At 31.5% G+C, this 24,493-nt stretch carries 19 protein-coding genes; 2 read left to right on the top strand and 17 right to left on the bottom strand.

Going from position 1 to position 24,493, the window contains the following annotated elements; genetic code table 11:
- Position 1: 1 nt before the first annotated feature.
- From cbiQ to Q1J48_RS00505, 17 genes are all read right to left on the bottom strand, one after another.
- Positions 2 to 853, bottom strand: coding sequence for a cobalt ECF transporter T component CbiQ (cbiQ, locus tag Q1J48_RS00585; RefSeq protein WP_300360594.1), 852 nt, complete (start codon positions 851 to 853; stop codon positions 2 to 4).
- A 227-nt stretch (positions 854 to 1,080) separates the two neighbouring features.
- Positions 1,081 to 2,430, bottom strand: coding sequence for a butyryl-CoA:acetate CoA-transferase (locus tag Q1J48_RS00580; protein WP_300330354.1), 1,350 nt, complete (start codon positions 2,428 to 2,430; stop codon positions 1,081 to 1,083).
- 240 nt (positions 2,431 to 2,670) lie between these two features.
- Entirely contained in the window at positions 2,671 to 4,308 is a 1,638-nt protein-coding gene (locus Q1J48_RS00575; protein WP_498040958.1) for a Na/Pi cotransporter family protein, read from the bottom strand.
- Between the two features lie 37 nt (positions 4,309 to 4,345).
- Positions 4,346 to 5,983: a Na/Pi cotransporter family protein gene (locus Q1J48_RS00570; RefSeq protein WP_498040957.1), complete on the bottom strand. Its 1,638-nt coding sequence runs from the start codon at positions 5,981 to 5,983 to the stop codon at positions 4,346 to 4,348.
- Between the two features lie 83 nt (positions 5,984 to 6,066).
- On the bottom strand, positions 6,067 to 8,727 hold the full coding sequence (locus tag Q1J48_RS00565) for a valine--tRNA ligase (protein WP_300360593.1): 2,661 nt from the start codon (positions 8,725 to 8,727) through the stop codon (positions 6,067 to 6,069).
- A gap of 33 nt (positions 8,728 to 8,760) precedes the next feature.
- Positions 8,761 to 9,378 (bottom strand): ribosome biogenesis GTP-binding protein YihA/YsxC, encoded by a 618-nt coding sequence (gene yihA / locus Q1J48_RS00560; protein WP_300360592.1) that lies wholly within the window; start codon positions 9,376 to 9,378, stop codon positions 8,761 to 8,763.
- Between the two features lie 23 nt (positions 9,379 to 9,401).
- The gene (gene lon, locus Q1J48_RS00555) at positions 9,402 to 11,717 is read right to left on the bottom strand and encodes an endopeptidase La (RefSeq protein WP_300330362.1); all 2,316 of its coding nucleotides are present in this window, start codon (positions 11,715 to 11,717) and stop codon (positions 9,402 to 9,404) included.
- The gene (gene clpX / locus Q1J48_RS00550; protein ID WP_300330365.1) at positions 11,707 to 12,981 is read right to left on the bottom strand and encodes an ATP-dependent Clp protease ATP-binding subunit ClpX; all 1,275 of its coding nucleotides are present in this window, start codon (positions 12,979 to 12,981) and stop codon (positions 11,707 to 11,709) included. Before clpX ends, lon begins: the two co-directional genes overlap by 11 nt.
- Positions 12,982 to 12,995: 14 nt before the next feature.
- The gene (gene clpP, locus Q1J48_RS00545; protein ID WP_300330402.1) at positions 12,996 to 13,607 is read right to left on the bottom strand and encodes an ATP-dependent Clp endopeptidase proteolytic subunit ClpP; all 612 of its coding nucleotides are present in this window, start codon (positions 13,605 to 13,607) and stop codon (positions 12,996 to 12,998) included.
- A gap of 63 nt (positions 13,608 to 13,670) precedes the next feature.
- A complete protein-coding gene (tig, locus tag Q1J48_RS00540) occupies positions 13,671 to 14,960 on the bottom strand; it encodes a trigger factor (RefSeq protein WP_300330367.1) in 1,290 nt (429 codons plus the stop codon).
- A 29-nt stretch (positions 14,961 to 14,989) separates the two neighbouring features.
- Positions 14,990 to 16,678 carry a single-stranded-DNA-specific exonuclease RecJ gene (gene recJ / locus Q1J48_RS00535; RefSeq protein ID WP_300330370.1) on the bottom strand — a complete coding sequence of 563 codons (1,689 nt, stop codon included), beginning with the start codon at positions 16,676 to 16,678 and terminating at the stop codon, positions 14,990 to 14,992.
- 11 nt (positions 16,679 to 16,689) lie between these two features.
- Positions 16,690 to 17,052: a 30S ribosome-binding factor RbfA gene (rbfA, locus tag Q1J48_RS00530; protein WP_300330374.1), complete on the bottom strand. Its 363-nt coding sequence runs from the start codon at positions 17,050 to 17,052 to the stop codon at positions 16,690 to 16,692.
- Between the two features lie 27 nt (positions 17,053 to 17,079).
- Positions 17,080 to 19,194 (bottom strand): translation initiation factor IF-2, encoded by a 2,115-nt coding sequence (infB, locus tag Q1J48_RS00525; RefSeq protein ID WP_300330377.1) that lies wholly within the window; start codon positions 19,192 to 19,194, stop codon positions 17,080 to 17,082.
- A gap of 17 nt (positions 19,195 to 19,211) precedes the next feature.
- A complete protein-coding gene (locus Q1J48_RS00520; protein ID WP_300330405.1) occupies positions 19,212 to 19,736 on the bottom strand; it encodes a DUF448 domain-containing protein in 525 nt (174 codons plus the stop codon).
- The gene (gene nusA / locus Q1J48_RS00515; protein WP_300330380.1) at positions 19,720 to 20,772 is read right to left on the bottom strand and encodes a transcription termination factor NusA; all 1,053 of its coding nucleotides are present in this window, start codon (positions 20,770 to 20,772) and stop codon (positions 19,720 to 19,722) included. The genes Q1J48_RS00520 and nusA overlap by 17 nt, the downstream gene beginning before the upstream one ends.
- Before the next feature lie 26 nt (positions 20,773 to 20,798).
- Complete coding sequence (gene rimP, locus Q1J48_RS00510; RefSeq protein WP_300330383.1) at positions 20,799 to 21,308, bottom strand: ribosome maturation factor RimP; 510 nt, start codon at positions 21,306 to 21,308, stop codon at positions 20,799 to 20,801.
- Positions 21,309 to 21,522: 214 nt separating this feature from the next.
- The gene (locus tag Q1J48_RS00505) at positions 21,523 to 22,293 is read right to left on the bottom strand and encodes a YlmH/Sll1252 family protein (RefSeq protein ID WP_300360590.1); all 771 of its coding nucleotides are present in this window, start codon (positions 22,291 to 22,293) and stop codon (positions 21,523 to 21,525) included.
- Between the two features lie 197 nt (positions 22,294 to 22,490).
- Between Q1J48_RS00505 and Q1J48_RS00500 the strand changes: the two genes are divergently transcribed.
- Both Q1J48_RS00500 and Q1J48_RS00495 read left to right on the top strand, forming a co-directional pair.
- Entirely contained in the window at positions 22,491 to 23,744 is a 1,254-nt protein-coding gene (locus tag Q1J48_RS00500; protein WP_300360589.1) for a serine/threonine protein kinase, read from the top strand.
- A gap of 2 nt (positions 23,745 to 23,746) precedes the next feature.
- The coding region (locus Q1J48_RS00495) for an MlaA family lipoprotein (protein ID WP_300360588.1) at positions 23,747 to 24,493 on the top strand (747 nt) is incomplete at its 3' end.

Genomic DNA, 24,493 nt, shown 5'->3' with positions numbered 1-24,493 from the left:
ATCACCTAACTACCAAACAAATTCCTATCAAATAAATAATAGATAACACCATTCCAATAAAAACTTTTTTATTAATTTCTTTATCTCTCTCTAAAAATTTTATCTCCCCTCTATAACCTCTTGACTCCATAGAATCATAAAACATCTCTGCTTTTTTTAAAGAGATCAATAAAAGATTTGAAATAATCTTTCCAAAAGAAAATAATGAGGTTCTATAATTTATAAATCCAAGTCTTGACTCAATGGATTTTCTCATCTCCCTTTGAGTGTCTGTCAAAATAAAAATAAATCTATAAATTAGATACATCAACTCAACAATCACCTTTGGACACTTTGATTTTTTCATAACCAATATTATCTCATTTATAGGGGTTGATAGGGCTAGTAGATACATAGCAGATATTCCACCAAAAGATCTAAAGAATAAAACTATACTCTTTTCTATATTTTTATCTGTTGTATAGATAAAAAAATCGTTTATTCTTAAGTAATATCCCTCTGCTATCTCCCTTGAAAAATTTAGATTTATAGCTATTATACTGATTATTAAAAAGAACATTGGTATTTTTAAAAATTTCAGATATTTTTTTAGTGGGATTTTTCCTAAAAAGATTGTTATAAATCCACCTATCAATATCACTGAAATTGATAAAAAAATATTTGATGTACTGATACATAAAATTAATAATATCATTGAATAATATACTTTTAGATAAGGATTCCAATTATTTATTTTTGAGTTATAGCTATAATATTCTAAATTTTTTTCATTATCTTTTTTATAGATCTCATTTTTTTTCTTTAAATAAAAAATTAATAAAAAAATTGTTATTATTATAATTAATTTTTCCATAAATCTCTCCAAAATAAAATGCACACAACCTATAAAGAATTGTGTGCACTATAAAAATTTCATATTTAAATACTATTTCAAATATGATAATTTCCACATTTCCCCACCCAAAAATATGGTTAATATTATGCGACCTGACTTAATATAGATTGCTCTATAAACACAGTAGGGGTAAGCCTGTACTGGATTTTCACCAGTTTCCACATCTTCTAATCTTTAAATTTTAATTATTTTTTGTTTGATTTTCTCCAGATTTTCATTTTTTCAGCTTCTTTTATAAGCTCTTCTCTGAAATCTGGGTGAGCAATGTTGATTAAAGCCTCAGCTCTTTGCCAAGTTGTTTTACCTTTTAGGTTAGCTTTACCATACTCAGTTACTACAAAGTGAGTATTTGCTCTTGTGTCTGTTACTATTGTTCCCTCAGTTAAAGTTGGACGAATTCTTGATTGAAGTTTTCCATCTTTTCCCATAAATGATGATGAACAACAGATGAAAGATTTTCCACCTTTTGATAAGTAAGCTCCTAGAACGAAGTCTAATTGTCCTCCAGCTCCACTTATATGTTTTGTTCCTGCTGATTCAGCATTTACTTGTCCAAATAAGTCTAAGTCAACAGCGTTATTTATTGATATAAAATTGTCTATTTGAGATACTACTCTTACATCATTTACATAATCAACTGGTGCTGCCATTATTTCAGGGTTATCATTTAAATATTCATATAACTCTTCTCCTCCAGCAGCGAATGCAAATGTTTGTCTAAATCTATCTATATTTTTCTTAGATCCTGTTATTTTTCCAGCTTTTGCCATTTCAACGAAAGAGTCAACATACATTTCTGAGTGAACTCCTAGATCTTTTAAATCAGATTTTGCTATTAAAGATCCTACTGCTGTTGGCATTCCACCGATTCCTAATTGGATACAAGATCCGTCTTCTAACTCTTCAACTATTAATTTTGCAACTGCATTGTCTACATCTGTTGCTTCTCCAGGTCCTGGAAGTATTGATACTTTTGGATTATCTCCCTCTACTATCATATCTACTTGAGATACATGGATAGCATTCTCATATCCTCCTTGACAAACTGGTAAGTTTTTATTTACTTCAACTATAACAACTTTTGCGTTTTCACACACAGCCATAGAGTGGCTTGGGCTTACGCTGAAATTAAAATATCCAAATTTATCCATTGGTGTAACTTGTAATATAGCTACATCTATTTTTTGGAATCCTTTTCTATAAAATCCAGGTACTTCTGAGTATCTGATTGGTGAATAAAATCCTTGTCCAGCTCCTATTCTTTTTCTTTCAATTCCACTTGCGTGCCAAGAGTTCCAAGTGAAGTGATTTTCTCCACCTTCGACTTTAAATATTTCAGGTTGTTTTAATAAAACTCCTCCGAAAATATTTACATCTTCTACCTCTGTAATTCTTTTTGCAAACTCTCTGTCTACTGCATCTGTTGTAGTTCCACACCACCCATAATCAACGAAATCTCCTGATTTGATTACTCTAGCAGCTTCTTCAGCAGAAACTAATTTGCTTTTGTACTCATTTTCATAATTTGTTAACAAGATGATACCCTCCTTAAAAACTTTTTGTATTTTAATTTCTTCTATAACATTTTAACATAAATATTGATATAATACAATTTTTAATTAATAAAATATTTTTTGTATTTTTTTCAAATACTTTTAGTTAAATTAATTTTTAAAATAAAAATATTTGTTAAATTTTAAATACCATTTATTTAGTAAAAAAGAAAAAGACCTTACAAACTGAGATTAAAATCATTAGTTTGTAAAGTCTATTCATTAATTATTAGTTTCTCTTAAATATAATTCTATTATATTAGAAATATGATCTCTTAGCCTTCTGTAATAATTTAATAAATCAAGATATCCTATACTTTGAGTTACTGATATATCCAATGTTGAAATTTTTTCCAAATGTAAATCCTTAGCTGCTCTATATTCTTCTAGTATCACACTACATTTTTCGTTTGCTATTGCAAATATAGTCTTATCTTTATTTTTAAATCCTACATTTATTAATTCATATAAGTCTACTATGTGGCTGTTTAAAGTTTTTAATTTTACTCTTTCAACCTCTGTTAATTTTATTTCAGATTCTGCAAATCTATTTAAAATCTTTCCTATTCTAACTCCATAGTCACTTATTGTTTCGTATTCATCACTTATCTCTATATTTTTTCTAGTGTCATCTTTCATCTCTGAACTGATATCCACTGATAATATACTGTAACCTATATCTGTTATCTCTTTTTGGAATAAATCCATTCTCTCTTCAATCTCATATAATCTCTTTAATTTATCATCTGATAAAAATTCTTTACCCTCTAAATAGAAGTTAAGTAAGATATCTAACATCTCTTTTATCTCGCCATTCATATGTATAACTTCTTGTTTAGATTGTTCTATTACAACAGTAGGAGTCTGTATCATCAATTTATCAAGTTGAGTTACTTTTTCTACACCTTTTCCGTCATCTTTTACAACCTTATACAAAAATTTACCTAAATATCCAACAAATGGCGTGAATAAAATTACGTTGATTATATTAAACATTGTATGAGCTGTGGCTATTCCAAAAGCTAGGTTCTCTTGTGGATTAGCTACAATATCCAATATTTTTAAATAAATAGGGAATATTGATATTGCCCATATCACCCCAACTATATTTATAATTGAGTGTGCATAAGCTGCTCTCTTAGCATTTGGATTTGCTCCTATTGAAGCTAAGAAAGCTGTTATTGTTGTACCTACATTTTCACCTAGTACAAGTGCTACTGCTGTCGGATAAGTTATCAATCCTTGTGATGCTAAAGTTATTGTAATTCCTAGAGTAGCTGCTGATGATTGAACTAAGGCTGTTATAAAAGCTCCAACTAATGCAGCTTTAAAAGCACCAAAATATGAGTCTGCTGTAAATAAACTAAATAAATTTACAAACTCTGGCATTGATCTTATTGGTTTTAAACCTGTACTCATAAGTTCAAGTCCAAAGAAAATAAGTCCAAGTCCCAATACTGTTGAAGCTTTTACTTTAGTCTTTTCGTTTTTACTAAACATATAAGCTATTGCTGCAACTCCTGCTATTGGTAAACCAAACTTTCCTATATTAAGTGCTAACAACCAACCTGTAACTGTTGTCCCTATGTTTGCCCCTAGTATTAAACCTAAAGCTTGATTTAAGCTTAATAGAGAAGCATTTACGAATCCAACTGCCATTACTGTACTCACTGAAGAAGATTGAACTAACATTGTGATAAATATCCCTGCCATTATAGCAAAGATTCTATTTTTTGTTAAAACAGTCAATATCTTCTTTAATTTCTTTCCAGCAATTTTTTGCATTCCACTGGACATATTATCCATTCCATAAAGGAACAGCCCCAGACCACCAACAACCTTCATTAAAATTTCTAACATTATACCCTCCCAAGTATTTAACCATTAAATTTTTTAGCTATTCATCATCTTCTACTAAATATAACTCAATTATGTTAAATATGTGATCTCTTAATCTTCTATAATAATTTAATAGATCAAGATATCCTATACTTTGAGTTACTGTTATATCTAATGTCGAAATTTTTTCTAGGTGTAATTCTTTTGCGGCTCTATATTCTGCTAGTATCATATTGCATTTTTCATTTGCTATTGCAAATATAGTCTTATCTTTATTTTTGAATCCTACATTTATTAGTTCATATAAATCAACTATATGACTGTTAAGATTTTTTAATTTTTCTCTTTCTACACTTGTAAGTTTTATTTCTGATTCTGCAAATTTATTTAAGATTTTTCCTATTCTGACTCCGTAATCACTTATTGTTTCATACTCATCACTGATCTCTATATTTTTTCTAGTATCATTTTTCATCTCAGAACTGATGTCAACTGATAATATGCTGTAACCTATATCTGTTATCTCCTTTTGATATAAGTCCATTCTCTCCTCTATAACATTCAATCTTTTTAATTTATCATCTGATAAAAATTCTTGTCCTTCCATATAAAAGTCAAGTAAGATTTCTAACATCTCTTTTATCTCGCCATTCATATTTATGACCTCTTGTTTAGATTGCTCTATTACAACAGTAGGAGTTTTTACCATCAACTTATCAAGTTTTGTAACTTTTAAAGTTCCTTTTCCATCATCTTTTACTATTTTACATAAAAATTTACCCAAGTATCCAACAAATGGTGTAAATAAAATTACGTTGATTATGTTGAACATTGTATGAGCTGTGGCTATGGCAAAAGCTAAGTTCTTCTGTGGATTAGCAACACTATTTAAAAATTTTAAGTAAAGAGGGAATATAGCTAAAGCCCAACAAACCCCCAATATACTTATTATAGAGTTAGCATAAGCTGCTCTCTTAGCATTTGGATTTGCTCCAAGAGATGCTAAGAAAGCTGTTATTGTTGTACCTATGTTTTCTCCTAACACAAGAGCTACTGCTGTTGGATAAGTTATCAATCCTTGTGATGCTAAAGTTATAGTGATTCCTAAAGTAGCTGCTGATGATTGTACTATTGCTGTTATGAATACCCCAACCAATGCTGCTTTTATAGCTCCTAAATATGAGTCAGCTGTAAATAAACTAAATAAACTTACAAATTCTGGCATTGATCTAATTGGTTCTAACCCTTTACTCATAAGTTCAAGTCCAAAGAAAATAAGTCCAAGTCCTAATACTGTTGAAGCTTTCATCTTTGTTTTCTCATCTTTTGAGAACATTCTAAAGATTGCTGCCATACCAGCTATTGGTAAACCAAATTTTCCTATATTAAGTGCTAATAACCAACCTGTAACTGTTGTACCTATCTTTGCTCCAAGTATTAAACCTAAAGCTTGGTTTAAGCTTAATAATGAGGCATTAACAAATCCAACTGCCATTACCGTACTTACTGATGAAGATTGAACTAATACTGTAATAAATACTCCAGCTATTATAGCAAAAAGTCTATTTTTTGTTAAAATAGTTAAAATCTTTTTTAATCTTTTTCCTGCAATTTTTTGCATTCCACCAGACATATTTTCCATCCCATAAAGAAACAGACCTAGTCCACCTACGACCTTCATTAAAATTTCTAACATTATACCTCCCAAGTATTTTGCATTTATCCCTTTAACTAGAAATTATCTTGTGTGTTCATAAAACATATCAAAGCCTAAGTTGATTACTCCCCTTTTAACTCTTTTATATTTTCCATTATTTTGTCATATTTGTCTTGATATTCTTTTTGTATTCTTCTGTCTCTCTCTAATATGTGTGCTGGTGCTTTTGATGTAAATTTCTCATTAGATAGTTTTGCATTCATCTTTTCTAATTCTTTTGAAACTTTTTCTAATTGAGCTTCTAATTTTTTAACCTCAGCATCAATATCTAAAAGTCCTGTAAGAACCATATAAACTTCTGAATCTTTTGCAACTCTAAATCCGCTTTGTGCTGGTTTCTCTACATCTTTACCATATTCGATTTCTTCTAAATTACATAATTTTGTTATGAATTTATAGTTTTCTTCTATTGTTTTTAATTCATTTTCATTTGATGATTTAATAACAACTTTTGCAAATTTAGCTGGAGAAATTCCTGCCTCTGCTCTTATATTTCTTAAAGATGATACTATCTCTTGAATATATGCAAATGATTTTTCAACTTCAAGATCTAATACTTTCTCATCACATACAGGATATTCTTGTAACATTACAGTTTCTCCTGATGTTTTTATTATTTGCCAAATCTCTTCTGTGATAAATGGCATGAATGGATGTAAAAGTCTCATTCCAGCTTCTAATATTGTCCATAGAACATATTGAGCTGTTGTTTTAGAATCCTCATCTTCTGAGTTGTATAATCTAATTTTTGCTAACTCTACATACCAGTCACAGAAATCCCCTCTTAAGAATTCATAAACTGATTTTGCAGCTTCGTCTAATTGGAATCTGTCTAACTCATCAGCTACATTTTTAGCTGTTTCGTTTAATCTTGAGAATATCCATTTATCAACAAGTTCATATTTTAATTTAGATTTATCTACTTTTGTTACATCAAAACCTTCTAGGTTCATAATAACAAATCTTGATACGTTCCACATCTTGTTAGCGAAGTTTCTTCCCATCTCTAACAATTTTTCAGAGAAGTGAACGTCTTGTCCTTGAGATGTGTTGTAAAGCATTGTAAATCTTATAGCGTCAGCTCCATATTTTTCGATTAGATCTAATGGATCTGGAGAGTTTCCTAAAGATTTAGACATCTTTCTTCCTAAGTCATCTCTAACTATTCCATGAAGATATACATTGCTAAATGGTTTTTCACCTTGAGTGTACTCTCCAAACATTATCATTCTAGCTACCCAGAAGAATAATATATCTGCTCCTGTTACTAATGTTGAAGTTGGATAGAACATCTCTAACTCTTTAGTTTTTTGTGGCCAACCTAAAGTTGAGAAAGGCCAAAGTGCTGATGAGAACCAAGTATCTAATACGTCTTGCTCTTGTTCTAATTCAACGTCTTTTCCATAGAATGCTTTTGCTTGTTCGTGAGCTTCCTCTTCGTTATGAGCTACAAACATCTTCTTATCTGGTCCATACCAAGCTGGGATTCTGTGTCCCCACCAAATTTGTCTTGAGATACACCAGTCTCTTATATTTTCTAACCAGTTGTAGTAAACTTTTTCCCATCTCTTAGGCATTATTTTTACTTCACCGTTTCTAACTACTTCAAGAGCTTTTTCAGCAAGTGGTTTCATTTTTACAAACCATTGTTTAGATACTCTTGGTTCGATAGCTGTATGACATCTATAACAAGTTCCTACATTATGAGAGTATGACTCAAATTTTACTAAGAATCCTTGCTCTTTTAAATCTTCAGCTATTGCTTTTCTAGCCTCGAATCTGTCAAGTCCAGAATATTTTCCGTATCCCTCTACTATTTTAGCATCTCCTGTGAATACGTTTATTATTGGAAGATTGAATTTGTTTCCGATTTCAAAGTCGTTAGGGTCGTGAGCTGGAGTTATTTTTAAAGCTCCTGTTCCAAATTCCATATCAACATATTTATCAGCAACTATATCTATCTCTCTACCAACTAATGGAAGTATTGCTTTTTTACCTATGAATTTTTGATATCTTTCATCATCAGGGTGAACTGCTATTGCAACGTCCCCTAACATTGTTTCAGGTCTTGTAGTAGCGATTATTAAATACTCGTCACTATCTTTTATTTGGTATCTGATATGCCAGAATCCTCCAGCTTGATCTTCAAACTCTACCTCGTCATCTGCTAGAGCTGTACCACATCTTGGACACCAGTTTACCATATATTCACCTTGGTAAATTAATCCGTCGTTGTATAATTTTACAAATATATCTCTAACTGCTTGAGAAAGTCCTTCGTCCATAGTAAATCTTTCTCTATCCCAGTCAAGTGATGCTCCTATTTTTCTAAGTTGAGATGTTATAATTCCACCGTGTTTTTCTTTCCATTTCCAAGTTTCTTCGATGAACTTATCTCTTCCTAAATCCTCTTTTGTTAAACCTTCTTCAGCTAATTTTTTCTCTACTTTGTTTTGAGTAGCTATTCCAGCGTGGTCCATTCCAGGCATCCATAAAGTGTTGTACCCTGACATTCTCTTATATCTGATTAAAGTATCTTGGATACTGTTATTTAAGATATGTCCCATATGTAGTATTCCTGTAACATTTGGAGGAGGGATCATTATTGAGTAATTCTTTTTCCCTTCATCCATTGTAGCACCAAAGTACTTTGATTCTTCCCAGTGTTTATACCATTTTTTTTCTATTTCACTAGGAGAATATATTTTTTCTAGCTCCTTCATTAAATAGCCTCCTGTATTTAAATTTTTTATATACTATTTTTCTATTTCAACTGTTTCCTCTTCCTTGTTCTCTCCTAATACCTCTCCGATAAATTCTAAAACTTTATCTTTACCAGTATTTTTTAGAGATGAATGGAAGAATACATCTTCATTTGAAAAATCTAATTTTGTTCTTATCTCTTTTAAACATTTAAATTTTTCATTATTTGAAACCTTATCCATCTTAGTAAATATAATTTTAAATGGAACATTGTAGTGGTCTAACCACTCTAACATCTCTATATCTTCCCCACTTGGTACTCTTCTTATATCCAAAAGAACAAAAACCAATTTTTTTCTATTACTTGCTAGGTATCTCTCCATAGTTTGTCCCCACTCAGCCTTCATAGCCTTTGGTACCTTAGCAAATCCATATCCAGGAAGGTCTACAAAGAAGACCTCCCTATTGATAAGGAAATAGTTTATAAGTTGTGTTCTACCTGGAGTCTTACTTGTTCTAGCAAGTTTATTTCTTCCAGTGATACTATTTATAAGAGATGATTTTCCAACGTTTGATCTTCCAACAAAGGCAAACTCTATATTTCCAATCTCCTCTGGATAATCTTTTTCAAATACAGCTGATTTTACAAATTCCGCTTGTTTTACTATCATCTTCTCTCCTATAATTTAAATAATTAGTCCTTTTTGAAAACTAATTTCTCAACATCATCATAAGTTTTAGCATAGTGAATTGTAATATCTTTTTTTACTTCTGCTGGAATTTCATCAGTGTCCACTCTGTTATCTTCAGGTAGGATTACCTCTCTTATTCCTGCTCTGTAAGCTCCTATTACTTTTTCTTTTACTCCACCGATTGCTAATACTTCACCAGTTATTGTAATTTCCCCAGTCATAGCTATATCCTGTCTTATCTCTCTTCCTGTAAGAACTGATAAGATTGCAGTAGTGATAGTTATTCCTGCTGAAGGTCCATCTTTTGGAGTTGCTCCCTCTGGGAAGTGTAAGTGAATATTTTTATTTTCTAAGAAATCTTTTTCATTTATATTATATTTTTTGAAATTAGATTTTACATAAGTGAAAGCTACCTCTCCAGACTCTTTCATTACATTTCCAAGAGTTCCTGTAAGAGTTAACTGTCCTTTTCCTGGGATCAATACACCTTGTACCTCTAGTGTAACCCCTCCTACTGCTGTCCAAGCAAGTCCATTAACAATACCTACTTTGTACTCTCTCTCTTTTAATTTTTCAGGTCTGAATTTTGCTTTTCCTAGATATTTTTCTAGGTTTGTTGTGCTTATAGTCAACTTATCTATATTTTCTTTAACAACTTTTCTAGCTATCTTTCTAAATAGATTGTTTATCTCTCTCTTTAGATTTCTAACTCCAGCCTCTCTAGTATATTCGTTGATTATTTTTAAAACTACCTTGTCTGAAATATTTATTTTAACATCATTCAATCCATTTTCAGCTTGGATTTGTTTGATTAAATATTTTTTAGCAATGTGTAATTTTTCATATTCTGTATACGAAGATAGGCTTATGATTTCCATTCTGTCAATTAAAGGCTCTGGAATATTTCTTAAGTCATTAGCTGTACCTAAGAAAAATGCCTCTGATAAATCAAAAGGAACATCTACATAGTGGTCTTCAAAGTGGATATTTTGCTCTGGGTCTAGTACCTCAAGCATTGCTGATGCTGGATCCCCTTTAAAGTCACTTGCCATTTTGTCAAGCTCATCTAATAATATAAATGGGTTTTTAGTTCCAGCAAGTTTCATTGCCTTCATTATTCTTCCTGGCATAGAACCAATATATGTTCTTCTGTGTCCTCTTATCTCAGCCTCATCTCTAACTCCACCAAGGGAAACTCTTACAAATTTTCTTCCCATAGCATCAGCTATTGATTTTGCAATAGATGTTTTTCCTACTCCCGGAGGTCCAACAAGACAGATTATTGTTCCCTTCATTTTTGGATTAAGTTTTTTAACTGCTAGGTAGTCAAGTATTCTATCCTTTACCTCTTTTAATCCATAGTGATCTCTATCTAAGATTTCACTTGCCTTCTCTATATCTAAATCATCTTTAGTCATTTTCTTCCAAGGTAAATCTAAAAGTACATCTATATAGTTTCTTGAAACAGATGCCTCAGCTGAGAATGGAGGCATTTTGCTCATCTTTCTTAGCTCTTCGTCCACTTTTTTCTTTACTTCTGCTGGAAGTTTTGCCTTTTCAATCTTTTCTTTTAAGTCAGAATTATCATCTTCAGGGGTGAAATCTTGAATCTCATCCTTCATAGCGTTGATTTTTTCTCTGATGTAGTAAGCTTTTTGAGCCTCGTTCATCTTAGTTCTAACTTTATCTTCTACTTTTTTCTCAATCTCATTTATCTCTATCTCTTTTGATAAGATATCTAAAATTAAATATCCTCTCTCTTTACTGTCAAAAGTCTCAAGTATTCTTTGTTTTTCTTGAGTGTCGATATAAAGATTGTTTGCTATAATATCTAAAGCGTTGTTTATATCCTTAGTAGATTTTAAACTTATTAATAGTTCTGGTAATATTTTACCACCAAGTTTACTATATCTTTCAAAGTACTCTAATACTTTTCTGTAAACAGCTTGAGTTTCTTTGTTATCTTGGTTCACACAGTCGATAACTGTATACTCTGCCTCGTACTCCCCATCTACCTCTCTAGGATTTATTATTGTTACTCTGCTCTCAGCCTCAACTAATAATTTTATTGTGTTGTTAGGCATCTTAACAGTTTGAAGTATATTAACTAATACTCCCACTTCATAGATGTCTTTTGGTAGCTCAGGGTTCTCTATTAAAGAATCCTTTTGCATTCCAAATAACATTTTATTTTCTTCGCTATCCATAACTCTCTCAAGAGTTTTTATACTTTTATCTCTCCCAACATATACAGGAGTAACCACTCCAGGGAAGATAACTAAATCCCTAGTTGGTAAAAATGACAATTTATTGCTCAATAGTTTCTCCTCCTCTTTTTATCAACTTAACTTTTTTATAGTCATCTAATCCGTCTATGTCTACAACAACTTTTTCAATATCTTTCATTGAAGGAATCTCAAACATAAGCTCCATCATTGTATTTTCTAAGATAGCTCTTAAACCTCTAGCTCCAATTTTTCTAGCTAGTGCTCTTCTTGCCACCTCTTTTAGAGCCTCCTCTGTTATTTCAAGTTCTATATTTTCCATTTCAAAGAATTTTTTATATTGTTTTACTATGGCATTTTTTGGTTCAACTAATATCTTAAGTAAGATCTCCTCACTTAGATTTTCTAAGGTAGTGATCAAAGGTAATCTTCCTACAAGTTCAGGAATAATTCCTCTTTTTACTAAGTCCTCTGGAGTAACTTTAGCAAATACTCTTCCCTCTTCTCCAGCCTTTTCCTTAGTTACATCTCCACCAAATCCCATATTTTTATTTAAAGTTCTTTTATTTATAACCTTCTCAAGCCCTTCAAAAGCTCCACCAACTATAAATAAAATATTCTTTGTATCAATCTCAATAAGAGGTTGGTTAGGGTGTTTTCTTCCACCTTGTGGAGGAACTTGTGCCTTTGTACCCTCTATTATTTTTAATAGAGCCTGTTGAACTCCCTCTCCTGAAACATCTCTTGTTATTGACATATTTTCAGATTTTCTTGCTATCTTATCTATCTCATCTATAAAAATTATACCTTTTTCAGCTGACTCAACATCATAGTTTGCAGCTTGTAAAAGTCTTACTAAAACATTCTCTACGTCGTCCCCTACATATCCAGCTTCTGTAAGTGTAGTGGCGTCTGCTATTGCAAATGGAAGATTTAATATCTTAGCAAGAGTTTGAGCCATTAAAGTTTTACCAGAACCTGTTGGTCCTATTATTAAAACATTTGACTTTTGTAACTCTAGATCCTTTGTATCTCCCTTTTCTAAATTTTTTATTCTCTTATAATGGTTGTACACAGCAACAGATAAAACTTTTTTAGTTTCCTCCTGTCCTATTACATACTCATCTAACTTAGCTTTTATATCTTTTGGTGTCATAGTTTCAGTTTTAATACCTGAATCTTTTTTATACCCGTTGTCTATGTTATCTAACTCATCGTCTAAGTCATCTTCTGGAAAAAGTAGATCATAACAAGCCTCTACACATCTATCACAAATATAAACTCCGTCTTTTCCAGCAAACATCTGCTCAACTTCATTTTGAGGTCTTCCACAAAAAGAACATTTTGTCTCCTTCATTATACCACCTCTTTCTATCTTCTAGTAAATACTTTATCAATAATTCCATACTCTAAAGCTTCATCTGCTGTCATAAAATTATCTCTCTCAGTATCTCTTAACACTTCTTCTTTTGTTTTTCCACAGTTTTGAGCTAAAATCTCACTCAATTTATCTTTTATTTTTAATATCTCTTTTGCTTGTATCTCTATATCAGTAGCTTGTCCTTGAGCTCCTCCCAAAGGTTGATGTATCATTACTCTTGAATTTGGTAAAGCAAATCTTTTTCCCTTTGTTCCTGCTGATAATAAAAAGGCTCCCATACTAGCAGCTTGTCCTATACAAACAGTTTGAACATCTGGTTTTATATAATTCATTGTATCATATATTGCCATTCCTGAAGTAACAACTCCACCAGGGCTATTGATATACATTGTGATATCTTTCTCTGGATCTTCAGCCTCTAAGAATAAAAGTTGTGCCACTATTGCATTAGCAACACTGTCATTTATCTCTGTTCCTAAAAATATTATTCTATCTTTAAGAAGTCTTGAATATATGTCATATGATCTTTCACCATAACTTGTATTTTCAATAACTATTGGATTATACATTTTAACCTCCTTTTTTTGCTTTAAACAAGTGATAAAAAATATTTTATCATTTATTTAAAGGGACATTGGAGCATTCCAATGTCCTCAATAATAAAATTATTTTGCGTTAGCAACGATAAAGTCTATTGCTTTATTTAAAACGATTTCGTTTTTAACGTTTATTTCAAAGTTCTCATAATTTTTATTTTTTGTTAACTCTTCTTTTAAAGTTTCAGCTGTCATTCCGTACATTTTAGCGATGTCTTCCATTTTAGCTTTTACTTCATCTTCAGTAGCTTCGATTTTTTCAATTTCAGCTATTTTGTCAAGGATTATATCCATTTTAACTTTGCTTTCGCTCATAGGTGCTAATTGGTTGAATACATCTTCTTGAGACATTCCAGTCATAGCTAGGTAAGATTTTAGATCCATTCCTTGTGCCATTAATTGTTGCTCAAGTTCTGCTAATCTTCCTTCAACTTCTCTATAAACTAGAGATCTAGGGATTTCGATTTCAGTTCCTTCAACTACTTTTTTAAGTAAAGCTCCTCTGTATTGGTTTTTAGCGTTTTCAGTTTCTCTTTTTTCAACTGCTTCTCTTGTTTTAGCTCTCATATCTTCAACAGATTCAAAGTTTAAAGATTTAGCAAATTCGTCGTTTAACTCAGGAGTTTTGTCGAATTTTATAGCTTTTACTTTTACTTTAAATACAGCAGGTTTTCCAGCTAATTCTTGAGAGTGGTATTGCTCAGGGAAAGTTACGTTAACTTCTCCTTCTTGTCCTACTACATATCCTACTAATTGATCTTCAAAAGTATCGATGAAAGAGTGGCTTCCTAATTGTAACATATGAGTGTCAGCTTTTCCTCCTTCAAATGGAACTCCGTCGATGAATCCTTCAAATGATAATTCAACAGTGTCTCCCATTTCAGCTTTGTGTCCTTCTTCACAATCAGTTAAAGTAGATTTTCTTTTGATTATGTTTTGGATCTCTTCTTCTAATTTTTCATCAGTCATTTGGAATTCAACTTTTTCAGCTTCTAATCCTTTGTATTGTCCTAATTCAAATTCAGGGAAGATGTCAACGTTTACTACTAAAGTTGCTCCTTCTTCTCCAGAAGTTAATTTTCCATTGTATAATGGGCTAACTGGTCTTAATTCTTCAGCTTTTATTACTTCACCAAAGTATCTTTTTACGATTTCGTCGCAAACTTCATCTTCAGTTTCTTTAGCAAATTTAGCTTTTATTTGATCTAATGGAGCGTGTCCTTTTCTGAATCCAGGGATCTCTACTGTTTTTTGAGCTTTTGCTAAGATAGCTCCTTCGATAGGATTAAATTCTTCTTTAGTTAAAGTTATAGTAACTTCTAAAGCTGATTTTTCAAGTTTTTTAATTTCGTGTTTCATTTTTCCTCCTTAGTTTTGTATTTGAAAATTTATTGTCTAATGCTTTTTATCCTGATATTATATCTGTCTTTTCCTTTGACATTTATCTTCTCTGGATAATACACAATTTCAACATTTTTATCAAAATCTATTTTTGTAGCTTCGTTGGATAGGTTGAAAGCTATAAAAGAGAATTCTCTCCCGTCTTTTTCTAACATACCATTAAAATGTCTGTCCTCAACTCCGAATTTTTCTATCCATTTTATCTTTATATCTTTATCTAGGAATAAAGGTTGTAAGTTCTCAAGTCCATAAGGGGATAATTTTTTCATATCGTTTATAAGCTCCTCATTTATAGAGGTAACTGACAACTCCATATCAACATCAATTATCTTTTCATCTTTCTCCTTGTCTATAATATCAACCTCTTGAGAGAATAGCCTTTCGATCTCTGGAAGATCCTCTACCCTAGCAATAAATCCAGCTGCTAGATCGTGACCTCCATATCTTACTAATTTTTCCTTTATTCTAGTGAATATATTAAATATATTTATCCCTGCTACACTTCTACAAGATGCCTTTCCGACACCGTTATTTGTAGCTACCAACACAACAGGAACTCCATATTTTATCGAAAGTCTTGAGGATACAACACCTATTACCCCAGGGTGCCACTCCTCTGAAGAAAGGAATATATATTTAAGCTCCTCTTCCTTAGATTTTTTCTCTATGACTTCGAAAGCCTCATCATATATCTTTTTCTCCAACTTTCTTCTGATCTTATTCATCTTTTTCATCTCTTCTATTATATTATATATCTTAAACTCATCATCTTCAATAAAAAAATCTGCTCCAACTTTTGAAACACCTATTCTTCCAAGAGAATTAATAAGTGGTGATATAAAATAACTTACATCTGTCGTAGTTATATTTTTATTTTGGAATTTAAGATACTTTAAAAGATAAGTAAGACCTTTTACGTTGGTATCTTTTAGGACTTTTAATCCATTGCTTATTATTATTCTATTTTCATCAATCATAGGCACAACGTCTGCCACTGTACCTATCATAACTATATCTAAATATTTATAAAGTATATCTTCTGACTTTCCTAGTTTTTTTAGTAGAGCTTGGGCTAGTTTTAAAGCTACTCCAGCACCAGATAGATATTTAAACTTATAATTTTCACTAAGCTTAGGATTGATCATAATATACTCCTCATCACCCTTCTCCTTTACAGATTTGTGATGATCGGTAACTATTATGTCAACTCCTATACTTCTTGCATATCTTATATCTTCGATAGAGTTGGCTCCAGTATCAACTGTTATAACCAACCTACCATTTCTTCTTTTTATATAATCCGCTGCTTTTTTATCAAAACCATAAGTTTCTTCCATTCGACTAGGAATATAATAACCAGTATCAATTCCTATTTCTCTAAAAACTTTTACCAGAAAAGAGGCTGCACTTATCCCGTCTACATCATAGTCTCCATAGATGTAAACCTTTTGATTGTTCCTTCTCTTATCTATGATTTTATCAACAGCTTCTTCCATTTTTTCAAAATCAAAAGGATCTTTCAATAATGCCATTCCTGAATTTATAAATTTTTCGACATCCTCTTTCCTAAAAATATTTTTATTTAGTAAAAGTCTGGTTAAAATTTTTGATGTTTTCCATTCTTTTGATTTTTCTTCTATGATAGAATCTGATACTTCGCTTACCTTCCATATCATCTTCTATCTACCTACTTCTGTTGAATTTTTAAATCATCTAATAATTTAGAAATCTTTACTGCATATTCTATTGAATCGTCTATTTTTACTCTAATTTCTGGAACATATCTAAGTGCTAATTCCTCAGAGATTTTTTTTCTTAAAAATCCTTTTATTTCGTTTAGTCCCTCTTCTACTTTTTCTTTATTTACTCTGTTGTTTTCATCTTCATAAATAGTAAAGTATAAGTCTGCAAATTTTAAATCTTCTGTTACTCTAACCTTTACTAAAGAAACAATCCCTTTTACTTTAGGGTTTTTCACATCCTCTAGTAAAGTTTTAGATATAACTCTCAATACTTCTTTTTCTATAGCTGCTAATCTTTGTCTTCTCATAAGTTAATCTCCTTTACTAGGTTCTTTTTATTTTGTAAGAGTTCTTTTTATTTCAACCATATCGAATGCTTCTACTATATCTCCATCTTTAATGTCGTTAAAGTTTTCGATACCAAGTCCACACTCTTGTCCTGCAACAACCTCTTTAGCGTCGTCCTTAAATCTCTTAAGTGATGCTAGTTTTCCTTCGTAAACAATAGTTCCGTTTCTAACTATTCTTATATTAGAATCTCTTCTAACTTTTCCGTCTACAACAACACAACCAGCAACGTTTCCAACTTTTGCCACTCTGAATATTTGTTTAATCTCTATTCTTCCTAAGTATTGCTCTTTAAATTCTGGTTTTAACATACCTGTTAGAGCTTTTTCAACGTCCTCTATGATCTCATAGATGATTGAAGAAGTTCTTATTTCTATTCCAGAAGTTTCAGCTTCTTTTATAGCTTTAGTTGTAGGTCTTACGTTAAATCCAATTATGATAGCTTGAGAAACTTCAGCAAGTTTGATGTCGCTTTCTGTGATTGCTCCTGGAGCTGATTGAATAATATTAACTGCTACTTCATTATTATTTAATTTCATTAATGAATCTTTTAATGCTTGAGCTGAACCTTTAGAGTCTGCTCTTACAACTAAGTTAAGTTCTCTAACCTCTTGGTTCTCTAAGCTTTCAGATAATGACTCAAGAGTTATTGTTCTCTTAGATTGCTCTCCAAGTCTTCTTTCTTTTGCCATCTCTTCAACTATTCTTTTAGCGTGTTGCTCATTTTGAATTACATAAACAGTATCTCCTGCATCTGGTACAGTATTAAATCCAATGATCTCAACTGGTTGAGACATCTCTCCTCTGTTTATCTTCTTACCTTTGTCATCTATAATAGCTCTTACCTTACCATAAGATTCTCCAGCTACTATAACGTCTCCAATTTTTATATTTCCTTCTTGAATTAAGATGTCAGCCACTGGTCCAACTTTAGAATCAAGTTTTGACTCAAGAACAACAGCTTTTCCTCTTTTCTTAGGGTTAGCTTTTAATTCAAGAATTTCTGCTGTAAGTAATATTGTTTCAAGTAAAGAATCTAGGTTTATCTTAGCTTTAGCTGAAACTTCAACAAACTCTACGTCTCCTCCCCATTCAACTGAAACAAGTTCGTGTTCCATTAACTCTTGTTTTACTCTCATTGGGTTAGCTTCTGGTTTGTCTATTTTGTTTATTGCAACAATGATAGGTACATTTGCTGCTTTGGCGTGAGATATAGCTTCTATTGTTTGAGGCATTACTCCGTCGTCTGCTGCTACAACTAGTATAGCTATGTCAGTAACTTGTGCTCCTCTTGCTCTCATATCTGTGAAAGCCTCGTGTCCAGGAGTGTCTACAAATGTTATCTTCTTACCATCTTTAACTACTTGGTAGGCTCCAATCTTTTGAGTGATTCCTCCAGCCTCTCCCTCAACAACTTGAGTACTTCTTATTGCGTCTAGTAAAGATGTTTTTCCGTGGTCAACGTGTCCCATTATTGTTATAACTGGAGCTCTCTCTTCAAGATCAGACTCTTTGTCCTCTATCTCAAGGTCGAATTTATCTCCAAATGCTAATTCCTCTTCAACCTCTTCCTCAACTAATACATCATAGTCAGCTGCGATCTCCTCTGCTAACTCTATGCTTAATGGGCTGTTTATAGTAAACATTTTACCTTTCATAAATAATTTTTTGATTATCTCTGAACTGTTTACTTTTAATTTCTCAGCAAAATCACCTAAAGTCATTTCACCTTTCATTTTTATTATTTTGATTCCATCTTCTTCGATAACTTTTCCAGCTTCAGATTCAACTTTTTTTACAACAAAGTCTGTTCTTCTACCTTTTTTCTTTTTTCTATTTTTTTCTTTTTTATCGTCGATTTCATCATTCTTTTTATTTTTTAACATATTTTTATTTTTAGATTTTTTCTTTTTCTTTCCGTCTTTAGTGTCGTCATCTTCTTGTTCTTCTTTAACAAAATGATTTTTTATTCTATCCACTTGTTCCTCAGAAAGTCCTGCTAAATGAGATGAAACCTCTATTCCTAAATCTTGAAGTAAGTTTAAAAAATCTTTATTTCCCATCTCATATTTTTTGGCTAATTCGTGAACTCTTACTACCATTTATACCTCCCTACTTATTATTCAATAAGTCCGCGAGCTACCTTTTTATTTTTTATCGCTATAACATTTATCTCATCTTTTCCAAATACCTCTCCTAATTGTCTCTTCTCTCCATAGTGAACAAAAGGTATATTTTTTTCTCTAGCTTTCTCTATAAGCTTTTGATTATTTTTCTCACTTATATCATTGGCTATAACTATAAAATGTATTTTTTCAATCTCATCAAATATCATATTAATTCCAAAAGAAAGTTCTCCTGAATTTTTCATTGCTTTAAAAATCTTTAGGTAATCTTTGGACTCTTTTTTCAACAAATTAAGCATCTTAAGAAGTTCTTCAAAAGATACTTTTAACTTCTTATGCTTAGAAAGTCTTTGGATACAGTTATGCTCCTTACAAACATACTGACCTCTAGCCTGTATAGTTTGCTTTTCATCAAGGACATACTCTCCATCTTTCTCAGCTATTCTAAATAACTGTGATTTTAATTTTTTTGACTTACATATAACACAAGTTCTCTCTGGACTATGCATCTTTTTCAGCAACCTTTATGTCTACTCTCATTCCTGTAAGTTTAGCTGCAAGTCTTGCATTTTGTCCACTCTTACCGATAGCTAATGAAAGTTGAGAAGGATCAACTATTACTCTTGCAGTAGTTCCATCTTCTAATATTTCAACGCTATTTACTTTAGCTGGACTTAATACTGCTGATACGAACTCTTCTGGTGACTCTTTCCATTCAACAATATCAATTTTTTCTCCGTTTAATTCATCAACTATATTTTTTATTCTAAGTCCTTTTTGTCCGATACAAGCTCCAATTGTATCAATGTTTTTATCTTTAGAATATACAGCTATCTTAGCTCTTGATCCAGCCTCTCTAGCCACAGATTTTATTTCGATTAGTCCCTCTGCTATCTCAGGGATCTCTAATTCAAATAATTTCTTTAATAACCCTTCATTTTTTCTAGAGATTACAACTTTAGGGAATTTATTAGTTTTTTCAACTTCAGCTACATAAACTTTTATTCTGTCTCCAACTCTGTAAACATCAGCTGGTGATTGCTCTGCAGTTGGTAAGAAAGCCTCTGTACCGTCGAACTCGATGAAGATACTTCTTTTCTCATCTATTCTTCTTATGATTCCAGACATAAGATCAAATTCTTTAGCTTTGAATTTTTCAAATATATTTGTTCTCTCTGCCTCTCTTACTTTTTGGATAACTATTTGTTTTCCATTTTGTATAGCATTTCTTCTGAACTCCTCACAGTTTACTGGGATTCTTGCTATATCTCCAATTTTATAACTTCTCTTAGTAGCCTCTTTCGCATCTTCTGGTGTGATCTCTAATGCTGCATCATATACATCATCAACTACTGTTTTTACCTCATAAACTACTATTTCTCCATTGTCTCTATTGATTGCTACCTCAACATTTTCTTCTTCACCAAAATGTTTTTTATAAGCAGCTAATAGAGCTTGCTCAACTGTTTCTAATAAACTTTCTTTGCTTATTCCTTTTTCCTTTTCTAAAGCAGTTAACGCGTCAAGAAATATTTTTCCATCTTTACCTTTCATTTTTTTCCTCCTAAAGTAGACTCAATTTAAATATTTTTAAAGTCATAAACTAAATTAGCTTTTCTTACTTCTTTAAATGGTATTTCTAATTTTTCTTTTCCAGTATCTAAGAACACTGTATCGTTTTCAAATTTCTCCAACATTCCTTCGAAATTTTTACTTTCATTTAACTTATGTTTTAAACTAACTTTTATTTTACTTCCAGTAAATCTTACATAATCTTTTTCTTTCTTTAATGGCCTTTCTACTCCAGGAGAAGAAATTTCTAAGAAAAACTTCTCATCAATGATCTTATCTATATCATCTTCAACAGCCATACTAACTTTTGCACAATCATCTAGTGAAACCTCTTTATCTAAGAACTCAATATAAATTCTTACATAAAAATATCCACCTTCTTGAAGATACTCAACATCAACTAATTCTAATCCTAATTTTTCCAATGTAGGTAGAACTATTTTTTCAATTTTTCCTATTATTTCATTTGTATTTTCTTTTGACAAAACTGTCATCACCTCACTTTCATTTTTAGCCATAAATAAAGAGTGGGTTGCCCCACTCTTCCACAAGCCAGTATAATCAATTCTTTACCATTATAACATATTTTATCAAAAAAATCAAATCATTCCTAAGCTTTTTTATTTTTTTAGAAGTTTTAAAATCCTTTTTTGTCAGGCTTTTTTCATAGCTATTTTATTAATCTTAGACATTTTTTTTAGAAAATTTGTCGCTGTCCTCAAAAAATTTTTTTTAAATAAATTGTTTTAATAAAATTTTTATCTTACCTTTTTTGTTCTCACCTAGAACCTTTTCAAATATAAACTTACCAAGTTTTTTAACTGTGATGACATCCCCCTCTTTCACCTCGTAGGACTTAGATTTTTGAACTACATAGTTTACCATCACAACCCCCTCTTCTATAAGGGTAGTTGATTTTTGTCTTGAGCTATTGGCAATCTCTCCTACAACACTATCAAGTCTTGGTGAGGGTACAGTTATTTGGATCTCTTTAAACTCACTCTGTGGCACTTCCCCCTCTGTTATCTCGGAGATTTTAACAGGGAGATTACCAACCTTATCCAAATCTCTAATTATATGAAATTTTTCTCTGTGTATCACACCATAAGCTATATTGTCCTTAACTATTAAGTCCCCAAGTACCTCTCTTTTTATACCAAGGCTCATTATTGTACCTAAGAAATCCTTATGCCCCAAAGTCTTAAATTTATTTGTCCCGTCTATTTTAAAGAACACCAACTGAAACTCTGGCTCTTCCCCTGAATAATCTCTTGGCAAAATAATTATATTCTTTTTTTCACTCTCATTTGTCAAACCTTTTAATAGAAATCTCATTCCATTTATATTTGTTTTCTCCAAAATATCCCAGATATTTGGTGGAAAAAACTCCTCTGTGGAAATATAATAATCTATACTGCTACTTAGCTCCATATCCTCCCAAAGTTTTACAACTATCTGCTCATCTTCAACCTTGAAAAGATTTAAAAATCCTTTTTTATCCATCTCGTTCTCCTATTATTATTTCTATTATTATACCATAATTTTTTTGCTAATTTCAGCTATTTTTAATGAAATTTATCTTTTATAAATCAATCGATTGTGATACTATATAATAAATAAATTTATTCTTTTTTATCTCTGTATAACCCTTTTTTTGTTTTAAGTGTTGTATGGAGTTAAAATTTTTTTGAGGTGAGAAAATGAAAAAAATAATGACGCTTTTATTTATCCTTATAGGGATCAATCTATTTTCATATGATTTCCCTTTAAAAGATCCATATATAGCCACTGTTTTTGGTTCTTCCACTCTTATGACAAAGGGGATAGATAAAAAAATACCTATCAAATACTATACAACTAACTTTGTCAACACAAGAGAGGTGCCAGAGATACTTGAGTATCAAGAGGACTATAAATTTACTATGGCTCTTCAGGAGAAAGAGGCTCCCTTGGTGTTTATCCTTTCTGGTACAGGATCAAGTGCTAGTTCTTTAAAGACTGAAAACTTCCAAAAAATATTCTATACTGCTGGTTACCACGTTGTCGGTATATCTTCTATTATGAATACCAACTCTTTGGTGTCACTTTCTTTTGAGAAGATGCCCGGAAACCTTATGAATGACGGAATGGATATTTATAGAGCTTTGGAGCATATAAAACCATTTATTGAAAAAAAGGCTAAGGTTGAAAGCTATAACCTTATGGGATACAGTCTAGGTGGTACTCATTCGGCTGTTGTTTCTTTTATCGATAGCAACAATAAAACTTTTAATTTTAAAAATGTATTTATGGTAAACCCAGCTGTTAATCTTTTGGATTCAGCCACTATACTTGATAAGATGTTTAACGACTCAATAAATAATAATATTGATAATTTCTTCTTAAAGGTTAATCAAATTATAACTAACCTTTCTTATTCTCAAGATACTGATTTAAATAATTTCACAAGAAATCCAGAGAAGATTTTAAAATCTCTTAAGATTGATAGAAATGATTTGAAAATGGGGATAGGTTTAATCTTCCGTCTTTGTGCCATTGATGTAAACTTCTTAAGTGATTATACTAACAATATGAAGGTTTATTCTGATACAAAAATAGATAAGTACGACAACCTTGGAAAATATTTTGAAAAAGTTAATTTTGCTGACTTTGAGGACTACTTAAACAAGGTGGCTCTTCCATTCTATAAAGAGAGATATAGAGAGGATATGACTATAAAAGATTTGGGAAAACTTGCTGACTTAAAAATTATTGATAACTATTTAAGAAATGCTAAAAATATAAATGTTGTCACTAACCAAGATGAGTTAATCCTTACTAAAGGAAATCTAAATTATTTAAAGAAAACATTTAAAAATAGACTTCGTATCTACCCTACTGGTGGACACTGTGGAAATATGTTCTATCAAGAAAATGTTGACTATATGTTAAAAACTATGAAGGGGGATAGATAGTTATGAAAAAAATTAAAATCGCTATTGTGCTTTTATTCTCCCTATTTGTAATGGGATGTAGCTCTGTTGAGAAAAAAGAAAATATTGACGGGAAAACTTTTGTAGAGTTGCAAGTCCAAGAGGATAAGGATATATTATTTGGGAAAAAAGATCCTTTAGGGGCTGTCAATAGAAGAGTCTACGCTTTCAATGCCCTTGCTGATAGAAAAGTTTTAAAACCTACTATCAGAACATATAGCTACTACACTCCTCAATTTGTTCAAGATAGAATTTACTATTTCTTTGAAAACTTTTCTGAGATAAAAACTGCTGGTAACCTTGTTTTACAGGGTAGAATACCTGAAACTTTAGAAACTGTTTTTAGATTTGGTATCAACTCAAGTATCGGACTTCTTGGAACTTTTGACGTGGCTAGTAAAATGGGATTCCCTAAATATAAGGAAACACTTGGAAATACTTTGGCTTACTACGGTGTAGGGGAAGGGGCTTACTTGGTAGCTCCTCTTTTAGGTCCTACTACTATTAGAGATATATCTGGACTTGGTATCGAGTCCTATGGAATTAATAAGCTTGATCCTTATGATCCTATCCATATTGATGTGGGATCTATATACTTCACTGTCCTTTTTGGATTGCAAACTAAAAAGAATGCTGGTATCTACTTCGGTGAAAGCGATTATATATTCGAGTACGAATATATACAATACCTTTCTAAAAAACTTAGAGAGTATAATCTAGAAAAGATTAAA

Source organism: Fusobacterium sp., from assembly GCF_029258315.1.
Lineage (GTDB): Bacteria > Fusobacteriota > Fusobacteriia > Fusobacteriales > Fusobacteriaceae > Fusobacterium_B.
The sequence above is the reverse complement of the archived record's forward strand: the minus strand, read 5'-3'. Positions and strand labels throughout refer to the sequence as shown.

Excerpts from the sequence above, each read along its gene's own strand:
- cbiQ (WP_300360594.1), bottom strand. The coding sequence starts at position 853 with ATGGAAAAATTAATTATAATAATAACAATTTTTTTATTAATTTTTTAT.
- Q1J48_RS00575 (WP_498040958.1), bottom strand. The coding sequence starts at position 4,308 with ATGTTAGAAATTTTAATGAAGGTTGTTGGTGGTCTGGGGCTGTTCCTT.
- Q1J48_RS00570 (WP_498040957.1), bottom strand. The coding sequence starts at position 5,983 with ATGTTAGAAATTTTAATGAAGGTCGTAGGTGGACTAGGTCTGTTTCTT.
- Q1J48_RS00565 (WP_300360593.1), bottom strand. The coding sequence starts at position 8,727 with ATGAAGGAGCTAGAAAAAATATATTCTCCTAGTGAAATAGAAAAAAAA.
- yihA (WP_300360592.1), bottom strand. The coding sequence starts at position 9,378 with ATGATAGTAAAACAAGCGGAATTTGTAAAATCAGCTGTATTTGAAAAA.
- clpX (WP_300330365.1), bottom strand. The coding sequence starts at position 12,981 with ATGAAGGAGACAAAATGTTCTTTTTGTGGAAGACCTCAAAATGAAGTT.
- tig (WP_300330367.1), bottom strand. The coding sequence starts at position 14,960 with ATGAAACACGAAATTAAAAAACTTGAAAAATCAGCTTTAGAAGTTACT.
- recJ (WP_300330370.1), bottom strand. The coding sequence starts at position 16,678 with ATGATATGGAAGGTAAGCGAAGTATCAGATTCTATCATAGAAGAAAAA.
- rbfA (WP_300330374.1), bottom strand. The coding sequence starts at position 17,052 with ATGAGAAGACAAAGATTAGCAGCTATAGAAAAAGAAGTATTGAGAGTT.
- infB (WP_300330377.1), bottom strand. The coding sequence starts at position 19,194 with ATGGTAGTAAGAGTTCACGAATTAGCCAAAAAATATGAGATGGGAAAT.
- nusA (WP_300330380.1), bottom strand. The coding sequence starts at position 20,772 with ATGAAAGGTAAAGATGGAAAAATATTTCTTGACGCGTTAACTGCTTTA.
- rimP (WP_300330383.1), bottom strand. The coding sequence starts at position 21,308 with ATGGCTAAAAATGAAAGTGAGGTGATGACAGTTTTGTCAAAAGAAAAT.
- Q1J48_RS00505 (WP_300360590.1), bottom strand. The coding sequence starts at position 22,293 with ATGGATAAAAAAGGATTTTTAAATCTTTTCAAGGTTGAAGATGAGCAG.
- Q1J48_RS00500 (WP_300360589.1), top strand. The coding sequence starts at position 22,491 with ATGAAAAAAATAATGACGCTTTTATTTATCCTTATAGGGATCAATCTA.